The 18750-nt window shown below is 65.5% G+C and carries 15 protein-coding genes; 9 read left to right on the top strand and 6 right to left on the bottom strand.

Annotation, left to right across the window (positions count from 1 at the left end; translation table 11 throughout):
• Positions 1-51: 51 nt before the first annotated feature.
• Together FCK22_RS08425 and FCK22_RS08430 are read right to left on the bottom strand one after the other, a co-directional pair.
• Entirely contained in the window at positions 52-2652 is a 2601-nt protein-coding gene (locus tag FCK22_RS08425) for an AAA family ATPase (RefSeq protein WP_067260504.1), read from the bottom strand.
• A complete protein-coding gene (locus tag FCK22_RS08430; protein WP_067260501.1) occupies positions 2649-3779 on the bottom strand; it encodes a metallophosphoesterase in 1131 nt (376 codons plus the stop codon). Before FCK22_RS08430 ends, FCK22_RS08425 begins: the two co-directional genes overlap by 4 nt.
• Positions 3780-4150: 371 nt before the next feature.
• Between FCK22_RS08430 and FCK22_RS08435 the strand changes: the two genes are divergently transcribed.
• Together FCK22_RS08435 and dusA are read left to right on the top strand one after the other, a co-directional pair.
• Positions 4151-7030 (top strand): response regulator, encoded by a 2880-nt coding sequence (locus FCK22_RS08435; protein ID WP_136720371.1) that lies wholly within the window; start codon positions 4151-4153, stop codon positions 7028-7030.
• 116 nt (positions 7031-7146) lie between these two features.
• Entirely contained in the window at positions 7147-8172 is a 1026-nt protein-coding gene (gene dusA, locus FCK22_RS08440) for a tRNA dihydrouridine(20/20a) synthase DusA (RefSeq protein ID WP_067264710.1), read from the top strand.
• 2 nt (positions 8173-8174) lie between these two features.
• Here the strand turns inward: dusA and FCK22_RS08445 are convergent, their stop codons facing one another.
• Entirely contained in the window at positions 8175-9362 is a 1188-nt protein-coding gene (locus tag FCK22_RS08445; protein ID WP_067264712.1) for a multidrug effflux MFS transporter, read from the bottom strand.
• Positions 9363-9546: 184 nt separating this feature from the next.
• Here FCK22_RS08445 and FCK22_RS08450 point away from each other — a divergent pair, with 184 nt between their 5' ends.
• Both FCK22_RS08450 and FCK22_RS08455 read left to right on the top strand, forming a co-directional pair.
• Entirely contained in the window at positions 9547-10368 is an 822-nt protein-coding gene (locus FCK22_RS08450; protein ID WP_067264714.1) for a sulfite exporter TauE/SafE family protein, read from the top strand.
• 151 nt (positions 10369-10519) lie between these two features.
• Positions 10520-10774, top strand: a complete 255-nt coding sequence (locus FCK22_RS08455; RefSeq protein WP_067264716.1) for a hypothetical protein — start codon at positions 10520-10522, stop codon at positions 10772-10774.
• 7 nt (positions 10775-10781) lie between these two features.
• Here FCK22_RS08455 and FCK22_RS08460 read toward each other — a convergent pair whose 3' ends face one another.
• The 3 genes from FCK22_RS08460 to ccmI are packed head-to-tail and all read right to left on the bottom strand — an operon-like array spanning position 10782 to position 12713.
• On the bottom strand, positions 10782-11021 hold the full coding sequence (locus tag FCK22_RS08460) for a DUF1289 domain-containing protein (RefSeq protein ID WP_067264719.1): 240 nt from the start codon (positions 11019-11021) through the stop codon (positions 10782-10784).
• Positions 11014-11487 carry a Holliday junction resolvase RuvX gene (ruvX, locus tag FCK22_RS08465; RefSeq protein WP_067264722.1) on the bottom strand — a complete coding sequence of 158 codons (474 nt, stop codon included), beginning with the start codon at positions 11485-11487 and terminating at the stop codon, positions 11014-11016. The genes FCK22_RS08460 and ruvX overlap by 8 nt, the downstream gene beginning before the upstream one ends.
• On the bottom strand, positions 11484-12713 hold the full coding sequence (ccmI, locus tag FCK22_RS08470) for a c-type cytochrome biogenesis protein CcmI (RefSeq protein ID WP_136720372.1): 1230 nt from the start codon (positions 12711-12713) through the stop codon (positions 11484-11486). Before ccmI ends, ruvX begins: the two co-directional genes overlap by 4 nt.
• Before the next feature lie 196 nt (positions 12714-12909).
• On the opposite strand from ccmI, the gene FCK22_RS08475 reads away from it, so the two are divergent.
• From FCK22_RS08475 to FCK22_RS08495, 5 genes are all read left to right on the top strand, one after another.
• Positions 12910-14154, top strand: a complete 1245-nt coding sequence (locus FCK22_RS08475) for a sarcosine oxidase subunit beta family protein (RefSeq protein ID WP_067266456.1) — start codon at positions 12910-12912, stop codon at positions 14152-14154.
• Positions 14155-14257: 103 nt separating this feature from the next.
• The gene (locus FCK22_RS08480; protein ID WP_067266453.1) at positions 14258-14548 is read left to right on the top strand and encodes a hypothetical protein; all 291 of its coding nucleotides are present in this window, start codon (positions 14258-14260) and stop codon (positions 14546-14548) included.
• Positions 14549-14656: 108 nt separating this feature from the next.
• Positions 14657-14986, top strand: coding sequence for a sarcosine oxidase subunit delta (locus FCK22_RS08485; protein ID WP_067266451.1), 330 nt, complete (start codon positions 14657-14659; stop codon positions 14984-14986).
• Positions 14987-15047: 61 nt separating this feature from the next.
• A complete protein-coding gene (locus FCK22_RS08490; RefSeq protein ID WP_067266448.1) occupies positions 15048-18065 on the top strand; it encodes a sarcosine oxidase subunit alpha family protein in 3018 nt (1005 codons plus the stop codon).
• A complete protein-coding gene (locus FCK22_RS08495) occupies positions 18058-18636 on the top strand; it encodes a sarcosine oxidase subunit gamma family protein (protein WP_067266443.1) in 579 nt (192 codons plus the stop codon). The genes FCK22_RS08490 and FCK22_RS08495 overlap by 8 nt, the downstream gene beginning before the upstream one ends.
• Positions 18637-18750 lie beyond the last annotated feature (114 nt).

Consider the following 18750-nt stretch of genomic DNA (forward strand, 5'->3'; position numbering starts at 1 on the left):
GCGCATACGTCAGGAGGCTAACGCCGAACGGGGGGAAAAGTTCATTCGCGGCTAGGGGACCACCGCTTGCAGACGCAAAGCCTGCCCGCCAAGGGCGCGAAAGGCGCGTTGGCGGCAGGTCAGGACGATGATCTGCATATCCCCCGCTTGCCGGTGCAGCGCGTCGAACATCCGCTCGATCCGGTCGTCATCGGTAAAGACCAGCGCGTCGTCCAAGATCACCGGCGCGATACGCCCCGCCCGGGCGAGCATCCGCGCGAAGGCCAGTCGCACCAGCAGAGCCACTTGTTCCTGCGTGCCGCCCGAAAGCACCTCGATCGGCTCTTCCCGGCCCTCGCGGATCAGCGCATGGGGCAGGAGCGATTCCTCGCCCCATGTCAGTTCCGCATCGGGCCAAAGCAGTTGCAGCAGCGGTTTCAGTTCCTTGACGATGGGGGTGAAATAGCGCTCTCGCGCCTCGTTCCTTGCGTCCTGCAAAGCCTCTTGCAGCCGGGTCAGCACCGCGACCTCATGGGCGATCCGGGCAAGGGCCGCTTCGGCGGCTTGCAATTGGTCTTCGGTCTCGGCCAGCCGTTCCTCCACCGCGTCGCCAGAGGCGCGGGTGATGCGTTCGCTCAGCCGGGCGAGCAGGGGGTGCAGGCGGGCGATCTCTTCTCGGGCCTGCGTCTCGACCGATTCCGCGCGGGTGAGCGCGGCCTGAAGGCTGGCCGCATCCGGCGCGTCCTTGGCCTTCTCTGCATGGGCGAGGCGGGCGGCCTCCAGCGCGGCGGCGGTGGTGACGGTTTGGGCGGCGAGGTCCTTTTCTGTGACGTCGCCCAGCTTGGCCTGCTGCGCCTCGGCGCGCTGCAACCGGTCGGTGAGCGAGCCAAGCTGCGCCTCTTTGCCCGCCGCATCGGCCTTGGCATCGGCCAGCGCCTCGGCGGTAGTCTCACGCGCGATGCGGCGGCGCTCATGTGCGGCCTGCGCGGTTTGCAGCGCGTCTTCGGCCTGCGCGAGATCGGGTGCGCCCGAGACCTCTTCCGGCGCAGGAATGGCGGCGAGGGCTTGGTGCAGCGCGTCGATCCCATCGGGGGCGAGGCTGGCGAGCACGGCTTTCGCCTCTCCCTGCCGCGCCGCGGCCTCGACCCGCGCCGCCCCGGCGGCACGGGCCTGCGCCAGATCCGCCGCGCCGATCTCGTCAAGGGCGGTTTGCAACCGGGTCGTGGCGGCGTCGACCGAGCCGTCCTCGCCGCCCCCCGCGCCGGGCTCGATCTCCAGATCGCCGATCCCGTCGATCCGCAGGGTGGTGCGACGTGGCAGGGGCAGGGGGATGCCATCGGCCAAGGGGCCGTCATTGCCGTGGATGGCGCCCGATTGATTGGGGGCGTAGCGGACTGTCACCTGCGGGGCTGCCGCATCGCGGGCGGCGCGGCTGGCGGAGAGTTCGGCGGATAGCCTTTCCAACCGTTGCAGCGCCGCGGCGTCCGGGCCGGATTTGGCGGCGGCAGCTGCGGACTCCATCCGGCGGCGGGCATCTTCGGCTTCTTTGATACGCGCTTCGAGCGCTTGGCGCCGGTCAGCACCATCGCGGGCCGCACGGGCGCGGAGGGCGTGGCGGTGGTCATCCTCGGCGGCTTTGAGCGCCGTCCGGGCCTCGGCGGCGGCGGCCTCTGCGGCCTCCAACGTGGCGCGGCGGTCTGACAGGGCGGCGCGGGCCGCTTCCGCCGCTTCGCGTGCTGCGGCCTCGGCGCGGCGAGCGGCCTTTTGCTCGGCCTCTCCGGCGCGGTAGTTGTTGAGACGCGATGTGGCATTATCGGCGTTGAGGCGGGCCAGTTCCACGGCCCGGTCAAGCGCCTCCATCTCTTCTGCGTGGCGGGTCGCGGCTGCATGGGCGGCGCGGGCGGCCTCCAGTTTCTCGCGGCGTTCGGCGACCACCTCGGGCGCTTCCAGCTCGGCCAAGGCGCGCCGCGCGCGCTGGCGTTCGGCCAAAGCGTCTTGCAACGCGCGTGCGGTCGCGGCTAATTGATCGCGCGCGGCCGTCAGCGCCTCGACCTGATCCTGCGCCTCTTTCCACGGCCCGCCGGTGCGGGGGCGTCCGGTGCTGGTGGCGTATTGGGCCAACTCTTCGCGGCATTGCGCCAGCGCCTTGTCCATGCGCCGCCCGCCGGTCATCGCTTCCACCTCGGCCCCGACCGAGGTCATCAGATCGCGCCGCGCTTCCAGCGCCAGTTTCTCTTCCTTGGTCGAGCCGCCGGTCAGCGCGGTCATCCCCTGCCGCACCCAGATCAGCCCCGAGGGGCCGCCCGCATCGCCGCCCAAAAGCTGCGCGATCCATGCTTCGGCCTCATCCGCCTGCGCGATCAGCTTGCCCTCGCGGTGCACGGTGGCGAGGGGCTTTTGAAACCAGCGTTTGTGCAGGGCAAAACGGCCCGCCTCGGTCTCGACCTCGATGGTCACCTCGGGCGCGCCGCCCGCATGGGGGCGCAGGGCCGAGACCTCTTTGTCGCGCGAACCGAAGGGTTTGAAGAACAGCGCCTGTATCGCGTCGAAGAGGGTGGATTTGCCGTGCTCGTTCGGCTCGCTCAGGACATTGATCCCATCGCCGATCCCGGTGACCTGCGCGGGGTCGGTGAAACGGCGGACGTTGTTGAGGGTGATGGCGCGGATTTTCATGTTTTTGCCCCCTGCACATAGGCGTGAAGCCGGGCCAGCGCATCGGCGGCCACGTCACGGTCGGATGGGGGAAGGGTCTCGGACTGCGCCTCGTTCACCAAGGTTTCCGCCGCCATGCGCAGCGCGCCGCCGCGGTCGATCTCATCAAGGTCCGCGGCCTCATACTGCGTGCCCAATCCGTCCGTCAGCAGTTCGAAATGGGCAAAATCGGGGGCGCAGGCTTGGGCCGCGTGGGCCAGCGCCGCGCGATCGGGAAGGCTTGCCCAGCCTCCCGCCTTGACGCGCAGGAGGTGGTCCCGGCGGCCTGTCTCGGGCAAGAGCGTCTGCAAAGCCGCCGCGACATCTTGCCGGGGATGCAGTGTGACCTCGGCCTCAGACCACAGGAAACTGCCGGTCTCGACTCCTTCGATCTTGGGGCGCGCGCCGGGGCCTGCGATTTCGACCGCAAGGCAGACGCCACGGCGCCCGTGTTTGAACCGGTCCTGCTCGGGCGTGCCGCAGTAGTGCACCCGGTCAGAGACGGCCATCCGTCCGTGCCAATCGCCAAGGGCGAGGTAGTCAAGCCGCGCGCGCTGGTCCCGGTCCGGCGCGATGGCCTCTCCGCTGTCGGTGAAATCGGTGACCCCGCCATGGGCAAGGCCGATGCGCATATGGCCTTCGGGGCTGTGCATCCGGTCCAGCGGGGCGCTTGGGTCACTGGCGCCTGCGCGAAAGGCGACGGGGCAGGGCAGCAGGCTGACCCCCTCGGCCATTTCGACCGGGGCGTTTTCGGTAAGGGCACGCAGATTGGGCGGCGCATCCCGGGCGATGACCTCCCACAGGGGTTCGGCATCGCGCAGGTTGTCGTGGTTGCCGGGCAGGAGCCACCATGTCACCTCCGCCGCCTCGCCCATGGCGGTGAGCGCCTGCCGCAGCACGCTGGCCGAGGGTGTCGCGGTGTCGAATGTATCGCCCGCCAAGAGCACATGCGCCGCCCCGTGTCCCCGCGCGGCCTGGGCCAGTTTGGCAATGGCGCCATGCCGCGCTTCCATCAGGCGCCCCCGGATATTGCCGTCAGGCGCTTGCGGAATATTCGCGAATTTGCGCCCGATATGCAGGTCGGACGCGTGGATGAAGCGGAATGTCATGCGGGGGTCCTGAATGGCTTTGGCGAAGGGCGGGGGTGAAATAGGCTAGCGCAATGGTCGATCGGCCGCGCGGCCAGCCGGGGCGGCCCATCGCTGCCACCCCATTCATCGCAAACTCAGCGCGGAGTGCAAGGCCATGCAAAATATGCGCGAATTTCTGGCACTCGGTAGATTGCGCGCTAACTATGCCCGAAACGCGTTTAAAACGCAGCGGCGCCATTGCCCAAACCCGGCAGTTCCGAGATAGGATACCATGTAGACCCGCATTCGAAATCCGCCCCCGCGTGGCGGGCACCGCTTGTCAGCTGCGGGCGTCCTTGCGCCCTCGGCCTGTCGATCAGCACTTTCTATTGGATAGAAGACCCCCCAAGATGAACCACGACTTTGAAAGAATCCTCCAAGCAGCGCCGTCGCCTTTCGTATTGTTGGACAGTGAGCTTCGGGTGGTCTGGGCCAATGACGCCTATCTGCAGGTCACGGACCGCCAGTTGGAACGGCTTATCGGGAAAGTCCTGTTCGAAGAGTTCCCCTCGGACCCCGAAAGCGAGTCGGGGCGAATGTTGCGGGCGTCTTTCGAACGGGTGTTTCGCGACGGCACCACCGATCACCTGCCGGTCATTCCCTATCCGATCGACACGGCCGACGGCACGACCGAAGACCGCTATTGGAGTGCGACCCATACGCCGATCCTGGGCCCGGAAGGGGAGGTGGAATTCCTTTTGCAACACACGCAGGATGTGACCGAAGCCTATATCGCAGAAACCCCCGGCGAAGAGCGAACGGGCTCTGCCCATGCCGCCGTGATGCGCCGTGCACATGAGGTGACGCAGCAGAACCTAGAGCTTGATACCGGCATAAGCCTTTTCAAGATGATCTTCGAACAGGCGCCGAACTTCATGGTCACCCTCATGGGGCCGAACCACGTCTTCCGCACGGTCAACGCCGCCTATATGCAACTGGTTGGCCAACGGGACCTCATCGGCAAACCCGTCCGCGAGGCGCTGCCCGAGATCGCGGGCCAAGGCTTCTTCGAAATGCTCGACGAAGTTTACCGGACCGGGGAGGCCGTCAGCCAACATGGAGCCGAGGCATGGGTGCGGCGCAGCGCCGATGGTCCGGCGGAGCGTGTCGTGGTGGATTTCGTGTTCCAACCGCTCGACAACGTCCATGGCGAGACGATCGGGATCATGATCCAAGGCCATGACGTGACCGCCCATAAGCTTGCCGAAACCCGGCTGAGCGAGGCCGAGGAGCGGTTCCGCACCATGGCCCATACCATGCCGGTTCATGTCTGGACCGCCACCGCCGATGGGCGGCTCGATTGGATCAGCGATCAGGTCTACGCCTTTTCGGGCGCGGAACCGGGCAGTCTGGTGGGCGACGCTTGGCCGACGATCATTCACCCCGACGACCGCGCAGAGGCGATTGCGACTTGGGCCCATGCGGTAGAGACCGGTACGGTCTATGCGACCGAGTTTCGCCTGCGGCGGGCCGATGGGGCCTATTGCTGGCATCTGGTGCGGGGCGCACCAATTCGGGACGACCAAGGCGCTTTGATGTGTTGGGTCGGCACGAATTCCGACATTCACGAACAAAAAGAACTGTCGCGCCAGTTGGCCGATCTGAATACGACGTTGGAAGAGCGTGTCGAGAAACGCAACCGCGAACTGGAAGAGTTGCATGACCGATTGGCGCAGAGCCAGCGGGTCGAGGCGGTGGGCAATCTTGCCGGTGGCATCGCCCATGACTTCAACAATCTGTTGCAGGTGATGACCGGCAGCCTGACCATGGCCGCGCGCGAGATCGCCGCGGATTCGCCTGCGCGGGTGCGGATCGATGCGGCGATGCGCGCGGTGGAGCGCGGTGCCTCGCTCTCTTCGCAACTGCTCGCCTTCAGCCGCCGGCAACCGTTGCAGCCCCGCTCGATCGACCTGCGCGATCTGCTGCGGGATATCGACGACATCATGCGCAGCGCCTTGGGCGAGGGGATGGAGGTCGAGATCGACACGCCCGAGGCCCTCTGGCCCGCCTATGCCGATGCGGCCAGCACCCAGAACGCGGTGCTGAACCTTGTGATCAATTCGCGCGACGCGATGGAGGGGCGCGGCAAGCTGAAGATCGCTGTCGAAAACCGGCACGTCGGCCCCGAAGAGCTTTTTGGTGAGCCTGACATGGTGGCGGGCGACTACGTTGAGGTCATAATCAGCGACCACGGGCCCGGCATCCCGGCCGAGACGCTGGCCAAGGTCTTTGACCCTTTCTTTACCACCAAACCCGTGGGCAAGGGCACCGGGCTGGGCCTGTCCACCGTCTATGGCTTCGCGCGGCAATCGGGCGGGCGGGTGACCATCGCCAGCCGCCCCGGCGCGGGCACGACGGTGACGCTGCTGCTGCCGCGGGCCGAGACGGCGGCGGAGCCATTGCAGTGGCACGACCCATCCGAGATCGCAGGCGGGAGTGAGACCGTGCTGCTGGTCGAAGACGACGCCGAGGTGCGCGATGCCACCGCCGCCTTGCTGACGGATTTGGGCTATAGCGTGCGCACCGCAGAAGACCCCGCGGCGGCGCTCAAATCAGCGCGGCAAGCGCCGGACTTCGACCTTGTGATATCGGATGTCGTCATGCCCGGCGAGTTCAGCAGCCGCGAGATGGCCGAAACCCTTCAGGCCGAGCGGCCCGATCTGCCGATCCTGTTCATCTCGGGCTATTCGCGCGATGCGATCGTGCGCGATGGCCGGGTCGACGCCGGGGTGCAGTTCCTTGCCAAACCCTTCACCAAAGACGCTTTGGCGATCAAGGTGCGCGATGCGCTGTCGTCGGCTCCGGTCGCCTCGACCAAGACCGAGACTCCGGCGCAGGAACAGCCCGACCGGCCCCGTCATGTGCTGCTGTGCGAAGACGACGCGCTGATCCGGCTCGATCTGGCGGATATCCTCAGCGGGCTTGGCACCGAAGTCACGGAAACCGCCTCGGGGCAGGAGACCTTGGACAGGCTGCAGGCTGGCGCGTACGACGCGCTGCTGATCGACGTGGGCCTGCCAGATATCTCAGGCGAAGAAGTGGCGACCCGGGTCCGGGCATCGCATCCCGATATGCCCATCATCTTTGCCACCGGCCAAGCGGAAGTGCCCGCTGCCGAAGCGCTGGGCCGCTGCGCCGTGGTGCAAAAACCTTTCGGTGACCGCGACCTCGAACGGGCCTTCACGCGGTTGGGCATTCTGGCGCAGACGGAAACGGCGACAGCGATGTAACGCGGCGCGCCCGCCTCCGCGACATCCCGCGCGGGGGCGGGGGTGGCACAAGAACAGCTTGCGCCACCCCCGCAAAGGCGTGCAGAAGGCCGTGACCCAAAGACGGAGCCCGCCGCATGCGCGACCAAAAACTCACTCACGCCGAGGTTTACCGCGCCGCGCGCCTGAGCGTGGCACCCATGATGGATTGGACCGACCGCCATTGCCGCTACCTCCACCGTCTGCTCAGCCGCGAGACCCTGCTTTACACCGAGATGGTGACCGCCCCCGCCTTGGTGCGTGGCGGCGCGTTGCATCTGCTAGATCACGACCCTGCGGAACATCCGGTTGCATTGCAACTGGGCGGGTCAGACCCGCAAGAGCTGGCGCAGGCGGCGCGGTTGGGGGCCGCGGCGGGCTATGATGAGATTAACCTTAATTGCGGCTGCCCCTCTGACCGGGTGCAATCGGGCGCATTCGGGGCCGTTTTGATGCAGCAACCGGGGCTGGTGGCCGATTGCGTCGACGCGATGCGCGCGGCCTGCGATGTCGAGGTGACGGTGAAATGCCGCATCGGGGTGGACGATCAGAACCCCGAAGAGATCCTGCCCGAGTTCCTGTCGCGGATCGTAGCGGCGGGCTGCACCCGTGTGACGATCCATGCGCGCAAGGCCTGGTTGCAGGGGCTAAGCCCCAAGGAAAACCGCGATATTCCGCCGTTGGATTATGACCTCGTCCACCGAATGAAGGGGCTGTTCCCGAACCTGCACATCTCGGTCAATGGCGGGATCACCTCGCTCGATCAGGCCGAAGCCTTTCTCGATGCGGGGCTCGACGGCGTCATGGTGGGGCGCAGCGCCTACCACGCGCCTGCGGATATCCTCGCCACGGCAGACCGGCGCATCTATGGGCAGGGCGGCGACAGCAGTGCTGAGGCGGCGGTGCAGGGGATGTTGCCCTATATCGAGGCCCATTTGGCGGACGGCGGGCGGCTGGGGCAGATCACCCGGCATATGCTGGGGCTTTTCGCCGGGCGGCCCGGTGCGCGGCAGTGGCGGCGTATCCTTTCCGAAGGGGCGCATAAGCCCGGCGCGGGTACAGAACTGGTCGAGGCTGCTTTGGCCGAAGTCGCCGCGGCGCAGGATGTGGCCGCGGCGGGGTAGGGTCAGACGCTGGGTTCAGCCACAGGGCGGGGCCGCAGCAGCGCCAATGTGAGCAGGGCCGCCACCAGACCGCAGGCCGCGATGGCCCCCAACATCGGCGTGACGCTGCCGTCGAAAAACGGCCCGGCCAGCGCGATGGAAAGGCCCCCGGCCACCATCTGCAAGGTGCCGCCCAAGGACGAGGCCAGCCCCGCGATATCGCCGTGGTCGTCCAGCGCCACGACCATCACCGTCGGCACCACCACGCCAAGGCAGGCATTGGCGCAGAACAGACCCGCCATCACCACATAGAGGCCCGGCTCGGTAACCAACGCGGTGGCAAAGATCGCGGCGGAGAAGAGCACGAAGCCCGCGACGCCACGCCGCACGAGGCTGCGCATGCCCCAGCGTTCGCCCAGCCATCCCGCCAATTGCGAGGCCGAGAAGAAGCCCACCGCATTGACCGCGAAGGCCAGCGAGAAGCCCGTCGGCCCCAGCCCGTATTGCCCGGTATAGACGAAGGGGGCGAAGGCAATGAAGACAAAGAAAGACCCCATGGCGAAGCCGCCGATAAAGGTCAGCCCCATGAAGATCGGATCGCTCAGTAGCACTTTCGCCCCGCGCCAAAGGCTGCGCGGGTTGATCCGAACGCGGCGCTCTGCGGGCAAGGTCTCGGGCTGGGCGGTGGCGGTGAGGGCCAGCGCGGCAACCGCCAGAACGCCAAGGGCGATGAATATTGCGCGCCAATCGGCCAAGGCCAGAACCGCGCTGCCCGCCAGCGGGGCCAGCATGGGCGAGATCGAGATCACCAACATCAACATCGCCATCAAGCGCGTCGCCTGTGTCCCGGTATATTGGTCGCGGATGATCGCGCGGGGCACCACCATCAGCACCGCGCCACCCAGCCCTTGCAGGGCGCGCCAACCGGTCAGCGCCGCCATCGAAGGGGCGAAGGCCGCCCCGAAAGAGGCGACCAGAAACAGCGCGAGCCCGACCATGATCGGCAGTTTGCGCCCCGCCTGATCGGCCCAAGGGCCGTAGAAAAGCTGCCCCAGCCCAAAGGCGATGAAATAGGCGGTGATCGTCGCCTGAACCGCCGTCTCAGAGGCGCCATAGCTGGCGGCGATGGCAGGCATGGCGGGCAGATACATATCAATGGCGAAGGGGCCGACCAGCCCCAGCAACCCGAGAATGAGCGCTGAACGTAGCACGAGATGTCCTTTCGGATGGGATGGCCGGGGCCATATGGGGCAGGCGGCAAACGGTCGGTGCGCTTGGGGCCCACAGTCGCGGGCAACCTAACCGGCCTTGGGCAAAGTGCAACCCCGGCGTTATCGCCTTGAACCCTTCGCGCGAAACGGCTTGATAGAGCCAAAGACAGCCGGGGAGGGGCTCATGCCAGAATTGAACGATCTATTGCCGATGCTGGTGCTGCTCGCCCTGATCGGCGGTTTTGCCGGGATTTTGGCAGGGCTTTTGGGCGTCGGCGGGGGCATCGTCTTGGTCCCGGCGTTCTTTTATGTGCTGCAATCGCTGGGCTACGGCGGGCCGCAGTTGATGCAGATTTGCCTTGCGACCTCTCTGGCGACGATCATCGTCACCTCGGCGCGTTCGGTTCATGCGCACAACAAGAAGGGCGCGGTGGATTGGGAGATTCTGCGCACTTGGGCACCGGGGATCATGCTGGGGGCCATACTGGGCGTGCTGCTGGTGTCGCAATTGCGGACCCAGACGCTACAGGTGATCTTTGGCGGGCTGGCGCTTTGCGTGGGTCTCTACCTCGGCTTTGGACGGAGCGAGTGGCGCTTGGGGGAGACCATGCCGCGCGGCCTCAAACGCGCGCTCCTGTCGCCGATGGTGGGCTTTCTGTCGGTGCTCATGGGGATCGGCGGCGGCAGCTTTGGCGTGCCGCTGATGACATTGCACGGGCGGCCCATTCACAAGGCTGTGGCCACGGCGGCGGGCTTTGGCCTCTTGATCGCTGTGCCTTCGGTGATTGCCTTTCTGTTTGTCGACATCGGCCAGAACCGCCCGCCGCTGACCCTCGGCGCGGTCAACCTCGCAGCCTTTGGAATTGTCGTGGCGATGACGCTGATCACCGCGCCTTGGGGCGTGCGGCTGGCCCATGCGATGGACCCCAAACCGCTGCGGCGGGTCTTTGCCGTCTTCCTCGTACTGGTGGCGCTGAATATGCTCAGAAAGGCGCTTTGGGGCTGAGGCGTCCCGTTTTTGACCTTACTCCTGCCGAAATACGGCTCTTTTTGCCCAATTTCGGACAATGTTCACTAAATTGCCGTAATCTCGACACAAACCGCGGGCTAAATGCCATAACAAACGCAGAATCATCCGAACCAAGGGACGTGACGAGATGCGCCGAAGCGGGACCAAAGCGATCATTCTCAAAGGGCAGGGCAGCGACCTCGCTTATTGGAAACCTGCGCGCCGGGGCCGTCGGGCGTTTCGTTTCGATGGGATGTTCACCCGTGAGACCAGCCTGACCTTCGCCCGCGCCGCTGTGCCTGCCGCCAACTACAACGCGGCCCCGGTGGGGTATCAGGATGTCACAAACGGCGAAGCGGCCCTTATTTTCCTGAACCAGATCGTCCAGCGCCGCGGCGCCTGAGCCCGCCCTAGTCGCGCCGCCGGGCCAGCCGCGCCGCGCGGCCCCCGCGCCGTTTCGCATGGGCGCTCTCGCGTGAGGGCAGTTCCGCCATGATGGCGCGGCGTTCCTCGGCGCTCATCGCGGACCAGCGGCCAATCTCGTCGATCGAACGCAGACAGCCGGTGCAGAGACGGCTTTCGGGATGCACCACGCAGATGTTGATGCAGGGGCTTTCGACCTCATCGCGTTGCCAAACCTTTTTAGTCACGGCGCATCACCTGCAAACGATCCAGAAGCCCCTGAAGGATATAGCCCGCCGCCACATGGTCGATGACCTCGGCGCGGCGTTTGCGGGTGGTGTCGGCCTCAAGAAGCGCGCGTTCGGCGGCCACGGTCGACAGGCGCTCATCCCAATAGGTGATCGGCAGCGGGCTGAGCCGGTCGAAGTTGCGCGCAAAGGCGCGGGTCGACTGGCAGCGCGGCCCCTCGGTGCCATCCATATTGCGCGGCAACCCCAGAACCAGCCCGCCGATCCGGCGTTCGGCGATGATCTCGGTCAGCCGCGCGGCATCGACGCCGAACTTCTTGCGGCGCACGGTTTCCAGCGGGGTGGCGACGGATTGGAAACTATCGCTCACCGCCACGCCGATGGTCTTTTCACCCAAGTCCAGCCCGATCAGCGCCTGCATCGGGGGCAGGGCGGCGATGAAATCTGCGGTTTCGTCGTAAATCATCCTGCCACCCCTGCGCGTTCTCCGGCGCTGCGGATCATGTCCAGCGCCGCATTGTCGCCCGAGAAGACCTCGAGCGCATTGTCATAGACCGCTCGGGCCTGATCGGTATCGCCCAAGACCCCTAGCGACGTGATCAGCCGCGCCCAGTCCTGCGGCGGGCCGCCTTCGCTGGCCAGACGGTCCGACAGCCCCGCGACCATGCCGCCGATCATCTCCATCCGGTCATCCGCGCTCATCTCCGAGGCGGCTTCGATGTCTTCGGCCGAAGGGCCGCGCGCGGGGGTGCCAGTGCCAATCTGCGGCATCTCGTAATTCACCCCGGCAAGGGCGGCGACCTGAGCGATCTGCGCGCGGATCGGTTCGATCCACGGGGCATCGGCAGGCCCGCGCCGCAGCAGCGCATCCCAGATGCGAAAGCCCACATCGGGCCGCCCGGTCTGCACCATCATCAGGCCGAGGTAATAGCGCGCCCGGCCATCCTGCTCATCGCGGTTCAACACCTCGCGCAGGGCGGTTTCCGCCTCGGGCGAGACATAGCCGCCCGCTGCCAGCACCAAGAGTTCGGCATAATCCGCGATATCCTTGGAGGTGCGGTCGGCGCCTTTGAGACGCAGCACATTGGCCTGCGCCTCGGCGGCGGCGGCGAAATTGCCGATGCGGGCTTCGTTCTGCGCCAGAAGGGTTTGCCCTTGCAGATCTTCGGGTCGGTCTTTGACCGTGGCGCGCAGCTGTTGCATCAAGGCGAGGTAATCGGCGCTCAGCCCTTCGGTGGCGGGGCTGGGGGGCAGGCTCTCCACCGCGCTTTGCTGGCTGGGCCGGTTGCGGCGCATATCCTCGGCAAAGGCGATGCGGTCGGCGAGGGCCAGATCGCCATAGCCGGGCTGCCCCAGATGCCAATAAAGCGCCAAAGACCCGGCGCCCAAGGCTACGACCCCGGCGATCAGCACCAAGGGCGCGGGGCGCGAAGCGGTTTGAGGGCCACCGTCGCGGGCGGCATCGGCCGCGAGGATGCGGCGCGAAATCTCGGTCCGGATGCGGGCGGCGTCGGCCTCGGGGACAATGCCGCGTGCCACATCGCGCTCGACCTCATCCAACTGGTCGCGGTAAACCTTGAGATCATAGTCCGCCTGAGCGGGCAGGGGCGTATCCGCGCCGCGCCAAGCGGCCCGCGCCAAAAGACCGCCCACGACAAGCGCCATCGCGCCAGAGAGAAACCAAAATATCATGGCCTCTACCTAACCTTTGACCGGCCCCGACAAAAGCCCGCAAATGCCGCGTGCCCTGCGGCATTTTTCACCAATCGCGCCGCATGTCGCAAAACCGCGTCCAAATGCCGTGGTGGTCATTTCGTATATCTGCTCCTAGGCTCAGAACTGAGCACAGCCGCCCGCGCGGCCCGAATCCTTGCCGGGAAGTGACGTGATGAAGAAATACTCCGTTTTCGCAGTGGCCCGAGAGGCGATGCGCCATCATACGGGCTGGACCCGCGCATGGCGGGATGCGCAGCCGAAAAAGCGCTATGACGTGATCATCGTGGGCGCGGGCGGGCATGGGCTGGCGACGGCCTATTACCTGGGCAAGAACTTCGGCATCACCAATGTCGCGGTGCTGGAGAAGGGCTGGCTTGGCGGCGGCAACACCGGGCGCAACACGACGATCATCCGCTCGAACTACCTGCAAGACCCTTCGGCTGCGATCTACGAAAAGGCGCGCAGTCTTTACGAGACGATGAGCCAAGACCTGAACTACAACGTCATGTTCAGCCCCCGTGGTGTCATCATGCTGGCGCAGACCGAGCATGAGGTGCGCGGCTACAAACGCACGGCCCATGCCAACGCCCTGCAAGGCGTACAGACCGAGTTCATCGGGCCGGACCGGGTCAAACAACTGGTGCCGATCATCAACATCGACGGGCCGCGCTACCCGGTGCTGGGCGGGCTTTGGCAGGCCCGCGGCGGCACCGCGCGGCATGACGCGGTGGCTTGGGGCTATGCGCGGGCCTGCTCAGATATGGGCATGGACATCATCCAGAAATGCGAGGTGACCGGCGTGCGCCAGACGGGCGGCAAGGTGACTGGCGTCAGCACCACACGCGGCGCTATCGACTGCGACAAGCTGGGGATCGTCGTGGCCGGGCATTCGGGCCAGCTGGCGAATATGGCGGGCTTTCGTCTGCCGATCGAAAGCGTGGCCTTGCAGGCGCTGGTCTCGGAGCCGGTCAAACCCTGTATGGATGTCGTCGTCATGGCCAATACGGTGCACGGCTATATGAGCCAGTCCGACAAGGGCGAGATGGTCATCGGCGGCGGCACGGACGGGCATAACAACTACACCCAACGCGGCAGCTTTCACCATATCGAAGAGACGGTGCGCGCGCTGGTCGAGACCTTCCCGATGATCTCGCGGCTCAAGATGCTGCGGCAATGGGGCGGCATCGTGGATGTCACCGGCGACCGCTCTCCGATCCTCAGCAAGACCCCGGTCGAGGGGGTGTTTATCAATGGCGGCTGGGGCACGGGCGGCTTCAAAGCGATCCCCGGTTCGGGCTGGGGCTTTGCGGAGTTGATGGCCAAGGGGCATTCGCCCCTGACCGACGCCTTCGGGCTTGAGCGTTTCGCCGAAGGCCGCTTTATCGACGAATCCGTGGCCGCCGGGGTGGCGCATTGATGATGTGGATCGGCCACAATTCGCCGCTGCTCAGCGCGGGGGGGAACGCCAGTGCCCGGCACGGGGTTACCCGTTCAGACATTGAATATAACGGAGCTGAACAATGGCAACCCCGGATCACAACCGCACGGATCACGTCGATCATACCAACACCACCACAACCACGACCACGACGGATCGCGGCGGCAGCAGCGGCCTTGCTTTCATCGTGGGCGCGGTCGTCGTCGTGGTGGCTTTGCTGGCCTATTTCCTCTTCGCGGGCGGTGACCTCGATGGCGCGAATGACGTCAACGTTAATATCGAAGGCGCAGCCGAAAGCACTGGCGAGACCATTGAGGGCGCTGCCGAAGGCACAGCGGATGCCGTCGATGAGGCCGCAACCCCGACCGAGTAAAACCCCCTCGGCCACGCGCGCAGCGTCGCCTTTTCACGATTCACGCCGCTCCGCGCTGTCGCGCCGGGGCGGCGTTTTGCCGTTCTCTACCCGCGCAGGAGCCTGCCCATGCTGATCCTCACCTGTCCTTGCTGCCATGTTACCGCCGAAGAGACGGAGTTTCACGGCGGCGGGGAGGCGCATTTGAAACGCATCGGCCCCGGCGGCTCCGAAGAGGATTTCGAGCGCTACCTTTTCATGCGCGAAAACCCCAAAGGCGTGCATCTTGAGCGTTGGCGGCATGTCTATGGCTGCGGCAAGTGGTTCCACATGGCCCGCGATACCGCCACGCTCGAAGTCTTTGGCAGCTATCCTGCACAGACCCTTGCCCCGCCGGATCACATCGTTGAGGCGATCCGCAAACGCCATCCTGATTGGCAGTGGCAGCGCGCCAGTTAACCCCCGACCTCGTTTCTCGCCCCGGTATTCACCCCATCCTCAGCCCGCAAGGTTTTCCACGATGAGCACAAGACTGGCCACAGGCGGCCGCCTGCTGAACAAAAGCAAACCGCTGAGCTTTACCTTCAACGGCAAGCAGATGCGCGGCTATGAGGGGGACACGCTGGCCTCGGCGCTCTTGGCCAATGATCAGGTGCTGGTCGGGCGTTCGTTCAAATACCACCGCCCGCGCGGCATCGTGACCTCCGGCCCCGAAGAGCCCAACGGTTTGGTCGGTCTTGGCCAAGAGGGGCATTTCGAGCCCAATGCCCGCGTCACCACGACCGAACTTTACGAGGGGTTGGCCGCGGAAAGCCAGAACCACTGGCCGAGCCTTGAGTTCGACGTGGGCGCGATCAACAAACACCTCAGCCGCTTTCTGCCCGCGGGCTTCTACTACAAAATGTTCATGCATCCGCGCCCGCTGTGGAAGCATCTCTATGAGCCGATCATCCGCCATTCCGCCGGTCTGGGCAAAGCGCCCAAGGCGGCAGATGCCGACACCTATGAACACTTCCACGCCTTCTGCGATGTGCTGGTCATCGGCGGCGGTGTCGCGGGGCTTCAGGCTGCTTTGGCCGCGGGCCTGAGCGGTGCGCGTGTCATCGTGATGGAGCAGTCGGCCCATTGGGGCGGGCGGGCGCCGGTTGACGGCGGCACGGTCGACGATGCGCCGGTGGAGGACTGGATCGCCCAAACGCTCGACCATTTGCGCGGCATGGAGAATGTGGACCTGCGCGACCGGACCATGGGGGCAGGGGTTTACGATCACGGCTATGTGCTGGGCTATGAACGGCTGCGGGATCATGCGCCCCAGAGCGCAGGCCCACGTCATCGGCTTTGGCGCGTGCGGGCGGCCCATGTGATCACCGCCACCGGCGCGATCGAACGGCCGCTGAGCTTTGCGGGCAATGACGTGCCGGGCGTGATGCTAGCCTCGGCCATGCGCGACTATGTGGCGAATTACGGGGTCTCACCCGGTGACCGCACCGTGGTGGTGACGAATAATGACAACGCCTATCTCACGGCGATTGCGCTGAAACAGGCGGGGCTTGATGTGCCCGCCGTGCTGGATGCCCGCGTCTTGCCGCAAGACAGCGAATTGGTGGCCGAAGCCCGCGCGCTTGGCATTCGGGTGGTCATGGGCCATGCGGTATCCTCGGTTCAAGGGGGCAAGCGGGTGACCGGTGTGGCCGTCTGTTCGCAGGCAGGCGAAGGGGCCGTGTTGGAAGAGATCGCCTGCGATGCGGTGGCGATGTCGGGCGGCTGGTCGCCGGTGGTGCACCTGTGGTCGCACTGCGGCGGCAAGTTGACGTGGGATGGGGCAAAAGCCTGTTTCCGCCCCGATCAGGACCACCCGCCCACCGGGGCAGACGGCCATGGTTTCGTGACGCCAGCGGGGGCGGCAGCCGGGGTCTTTGCCCTCGACGACGTGCTGCATGACGCCCATGCCGCCGCAGATGGGGTGGCGACATCGCTCGGCTTCAAACTGCCGCGCGATCTGACCGGGCCCACGGCGGCCCGGCGCGAAGAAGCGCCGATGATGCCGGTCTGGCAAATGCCACAGGGCGCCAGCGTCAAACTGCGCGAGAAGACCTTTGTCGACTACCAGAACGACGTAAAGGTCTCGGACGTGCGGCTGGCGGCGCAAGAGGGCTTTGTCTCGGTCGAACATGCCAAACGCTATACCACGCTCGGCATGGCAACGGATCAGGGGAAGCTTAGCAATATCAACGGGCTGGCCACGCTCGCCGGGGCGTTGGATGCAGAGATCCCCAGCGTCGGCACCACCACCTTCCGCCCGCCTTATCACCCGATCTCGATGGGCGCGATTGCGGGGGCGGCGCGGGGCGATACCTTCCAGCCGATCCGCCGCAGCCCGCTACATGACTGGCACGAAGCCAATGGCGCGGTCTGGGAGCCGGTCGGCCAGTGGCGGCGGCCCTACGCCTATGCGCGAGACGGCGAAAGCACCCATGACGCGGTGATGCGTGAGGTGACGAACACGCGCCAGAACCTCGGCCTGCTGGATGCCTCGACCCTTGGCAAGCTGATCGTGCGCGGCCCGGATGCGGCGCGGTTCCTCGACATGATGTACACCAATATGATGTCGACGCTGAAACCCGGCAAATGCCGTTACGGGCTGATGTGCAACGAGAATGGTTTCCTGATCGACGATGGCGTTGTGGCGCGGCTGGATGAGCAGACCTTCCTCTGCCACACGACCACCGGCGGGGCCGACAGCATCCATGCCCATATGGAGGAATGGCTCCAGACCGAGTGGTGGGATTGGAAAGTGCATGTGGTCAACGCCACCGAACATTACGCGCAGGTGGCCGTGGTCGGCCTCAATGCGCGGAAATGTCTGGAGAAACTCGGCGGGATGGATCTGAGCCGCGAGGCGCTTGGCTTCATGGAGTGGACCGAGGGCGAATTGGGCGGCTTCAAGGTCCGCGTCTTCCGCATCTCTTTCTCAGGCGAGTTGAGCTATGAGATCGCCGTTGAGGCCGGACAGGGGCAAGCCTTTTGGGACGCGCTGCTGATCGCCGGGCATGATTTGGGCGTGATGCCCTATGGCACGGAATGTCTGCACATCCTGCGCGCCGAAAAGGGCTTTATCATGATCGGGGATGAGACCGACGGCACGGTGATCCCTCAAGACCTTGGCCTGAACTGGGCGATCTCGAAAAAGAAAGACGACTATCTTGGCAAACGCGCGCAAGAGCGCAGCCATATGCAAGACCCGACCCGCTGGAAACTCGTGGGGCTTGAGACCACAGATGGCAGCACCCTGCCGGATGGGGCCTATGCGCTTGGCGAAGGAGAGAACGAGAACGGCCAGAAGGTGATGCAGGGGCGGGTGACCTCCTCCTATCACTCCCCAACGCTGGACCGGGGCATCGCCATGGGGCTGGTGCTGCATGGACCGGACCGGATGGGCGAGGTGCTGACCTTCCCCGGCACCGATGGCAAGACCTATGAGGCGCGGATCGTCGATCCGGTGTTTTATGATCCCAAAGGGGAGAAACAGAATGTCTGAACCCGTAAGCGCATTGAAGAACGCCCGCTATGACGCTGGTATCGCTGTGATTTCCGAAGTGGCACCCATGGGCATGATCACCATGCGCGGTGACCTTGACACGCCCTCTCTGCGCAAGGTGACCAAGAAACTCACCGGGGTGGAGCGCCCCGAGCGGGGGCAATGCCGCTTCGCCGGGGATGCTGGGGCCGCTTGGATGTCGCCCGATGAATTGCTGCTCTTTTGCCCCCACGCGCAGGTGCCCGAGGTGCTGGCGCGGCTGCATGCGGCCTTCGAGGATACCCATACCACCGCCATGGATGTCTCTGGCGCGCGGGCGGCGTTTCGTGTCGAAGGCCCCCATGCGCGGGAGGTGCTGGCCAAGCTCGCCCCCGTCGACCTCGCCCCGGATCAATTCACCCCCGGCATGTTCCGCCGCACGCGGATGGGGCAGGTGCCCGCCGCCTTTTGGCTGCGGGACGATGGCGCCTTTGAGGTGATCTGCTTTCGCTCGGTGGCGCAGTATATGTTCGACCAGCTCTGCGTCGCGGCCCAGCCCGGCAGCGCGGTCGGCCATTTCCAAACGGCGTAAGTCGGGAGAAAAACTGACTATTTCTCTCGGAACGGATGTGATTTGCAGACGTTGACCTTGACGTTGCCGCTTGATCCCCATCAAGTGGCCGCAGCGAAATTTCCAAACGAGGAG

This window comes from Sulfitobacter sp. 15WGC, from assembly GCF_005068605.1.
Taxonomy (GTDB): domain Bacteria; phylum Pseudomonadota; class Alphaproteobacteria; order Rhodobacterales; family Rhodobacteraceae; genus Sulfitobacter; species Sulfitobacter faviae.

Bases quoted from the DNA above. Each gene is read 5' to 3' on its own strand.
- FCK22_RS08425 (WP_067260504.1), bottom strand. From the start codon at position 2,652: ATGAAAATCCGCGCCATCACCCTCAACAACGTCCGCCGTTTCACCGAC.
- FCK22_RS08430 (WP_067260501.1), bottom strand. From the start codon at position 3,779: ATGACATTCCGCTTCATCCACGCGTCCGACCTGCATATCGGGCGCAAA.
- FCK22_RS08435 (WP_136720371.1), top strand. From the start codon at position 4,151: ATGAACCACGACTTTGAAAGAATCCTCCAAGCAGCGCCGTCGCCTTTC.
- dusA (WP_067264710.1), top strand. From the start codon at position 7,147: ATGCGCGACCAAAAACTCACTCACGCCGAGGTTTACCGCGCCGCGCGC.
- FCK22_RS08450 (WP_067264714.1), top strand. From the start codon at position 9,547: ATGCCAGAATTGAACGATCTATTGCCGATGCTGGTGCTGCTCGCCCTG.
- FCK22_RS08455 (WP_067264716.1), top strand. From the start codon at position 10,520: ATGCGCCGAAGCGGGACCAAAGCGATCATTCTCAAAGGGCAGGGCAGC.
- ruvX (WP_067264722.1), bottom strand. From the start codon at position 11,487: ATGATTTACGACGAAACCGCAGATTTCATCGCCGCCCTGCCCCCGATG.
- ccmI (WP_136720372.1), bottom strand. From the start codon at position 12,713: ATGATATTTTGGTTTCTCTCTGGCGCGATGGCGCTTGTCGTGGGCGGT.
- FCK22_RS08475 (WP_067266456.1), top strand. From the start codon at position 12,910: ATGAAGAAATACTCCGTTTTCGCAGTGGCCCGAGAGGCGATGCGCCAT.
- FCK22_RS08480 (WP_067266453.1), top strand. From the start codon at position 14,258: ATGGCAACCCCGGATCACAACCGCACGGATCACGTCGATCATACCAAC.
- FCK22_RS08485 (WP_067266451.1), top strand. From the start codon at position 14,657: ATGCTGATCCTCACCTGTCCTTGCTGCCATGTTACCGCCGAAGAGACG.
- FCK22_RS08490 (WP_067266448.1), top strand. From the start codon at position 15,048: ATGAGCACAAGACTGGCCACAGGCGGCCGCCTGCTGAACAAAAGCAAA.
- FCK22_RS08495 (WP_067266443.1), top strand. From the start codon at position 18,058: ATGTCTGAACCCGTAAGCGCATTGAAGAACGCCCGCTATGACGCTGGT.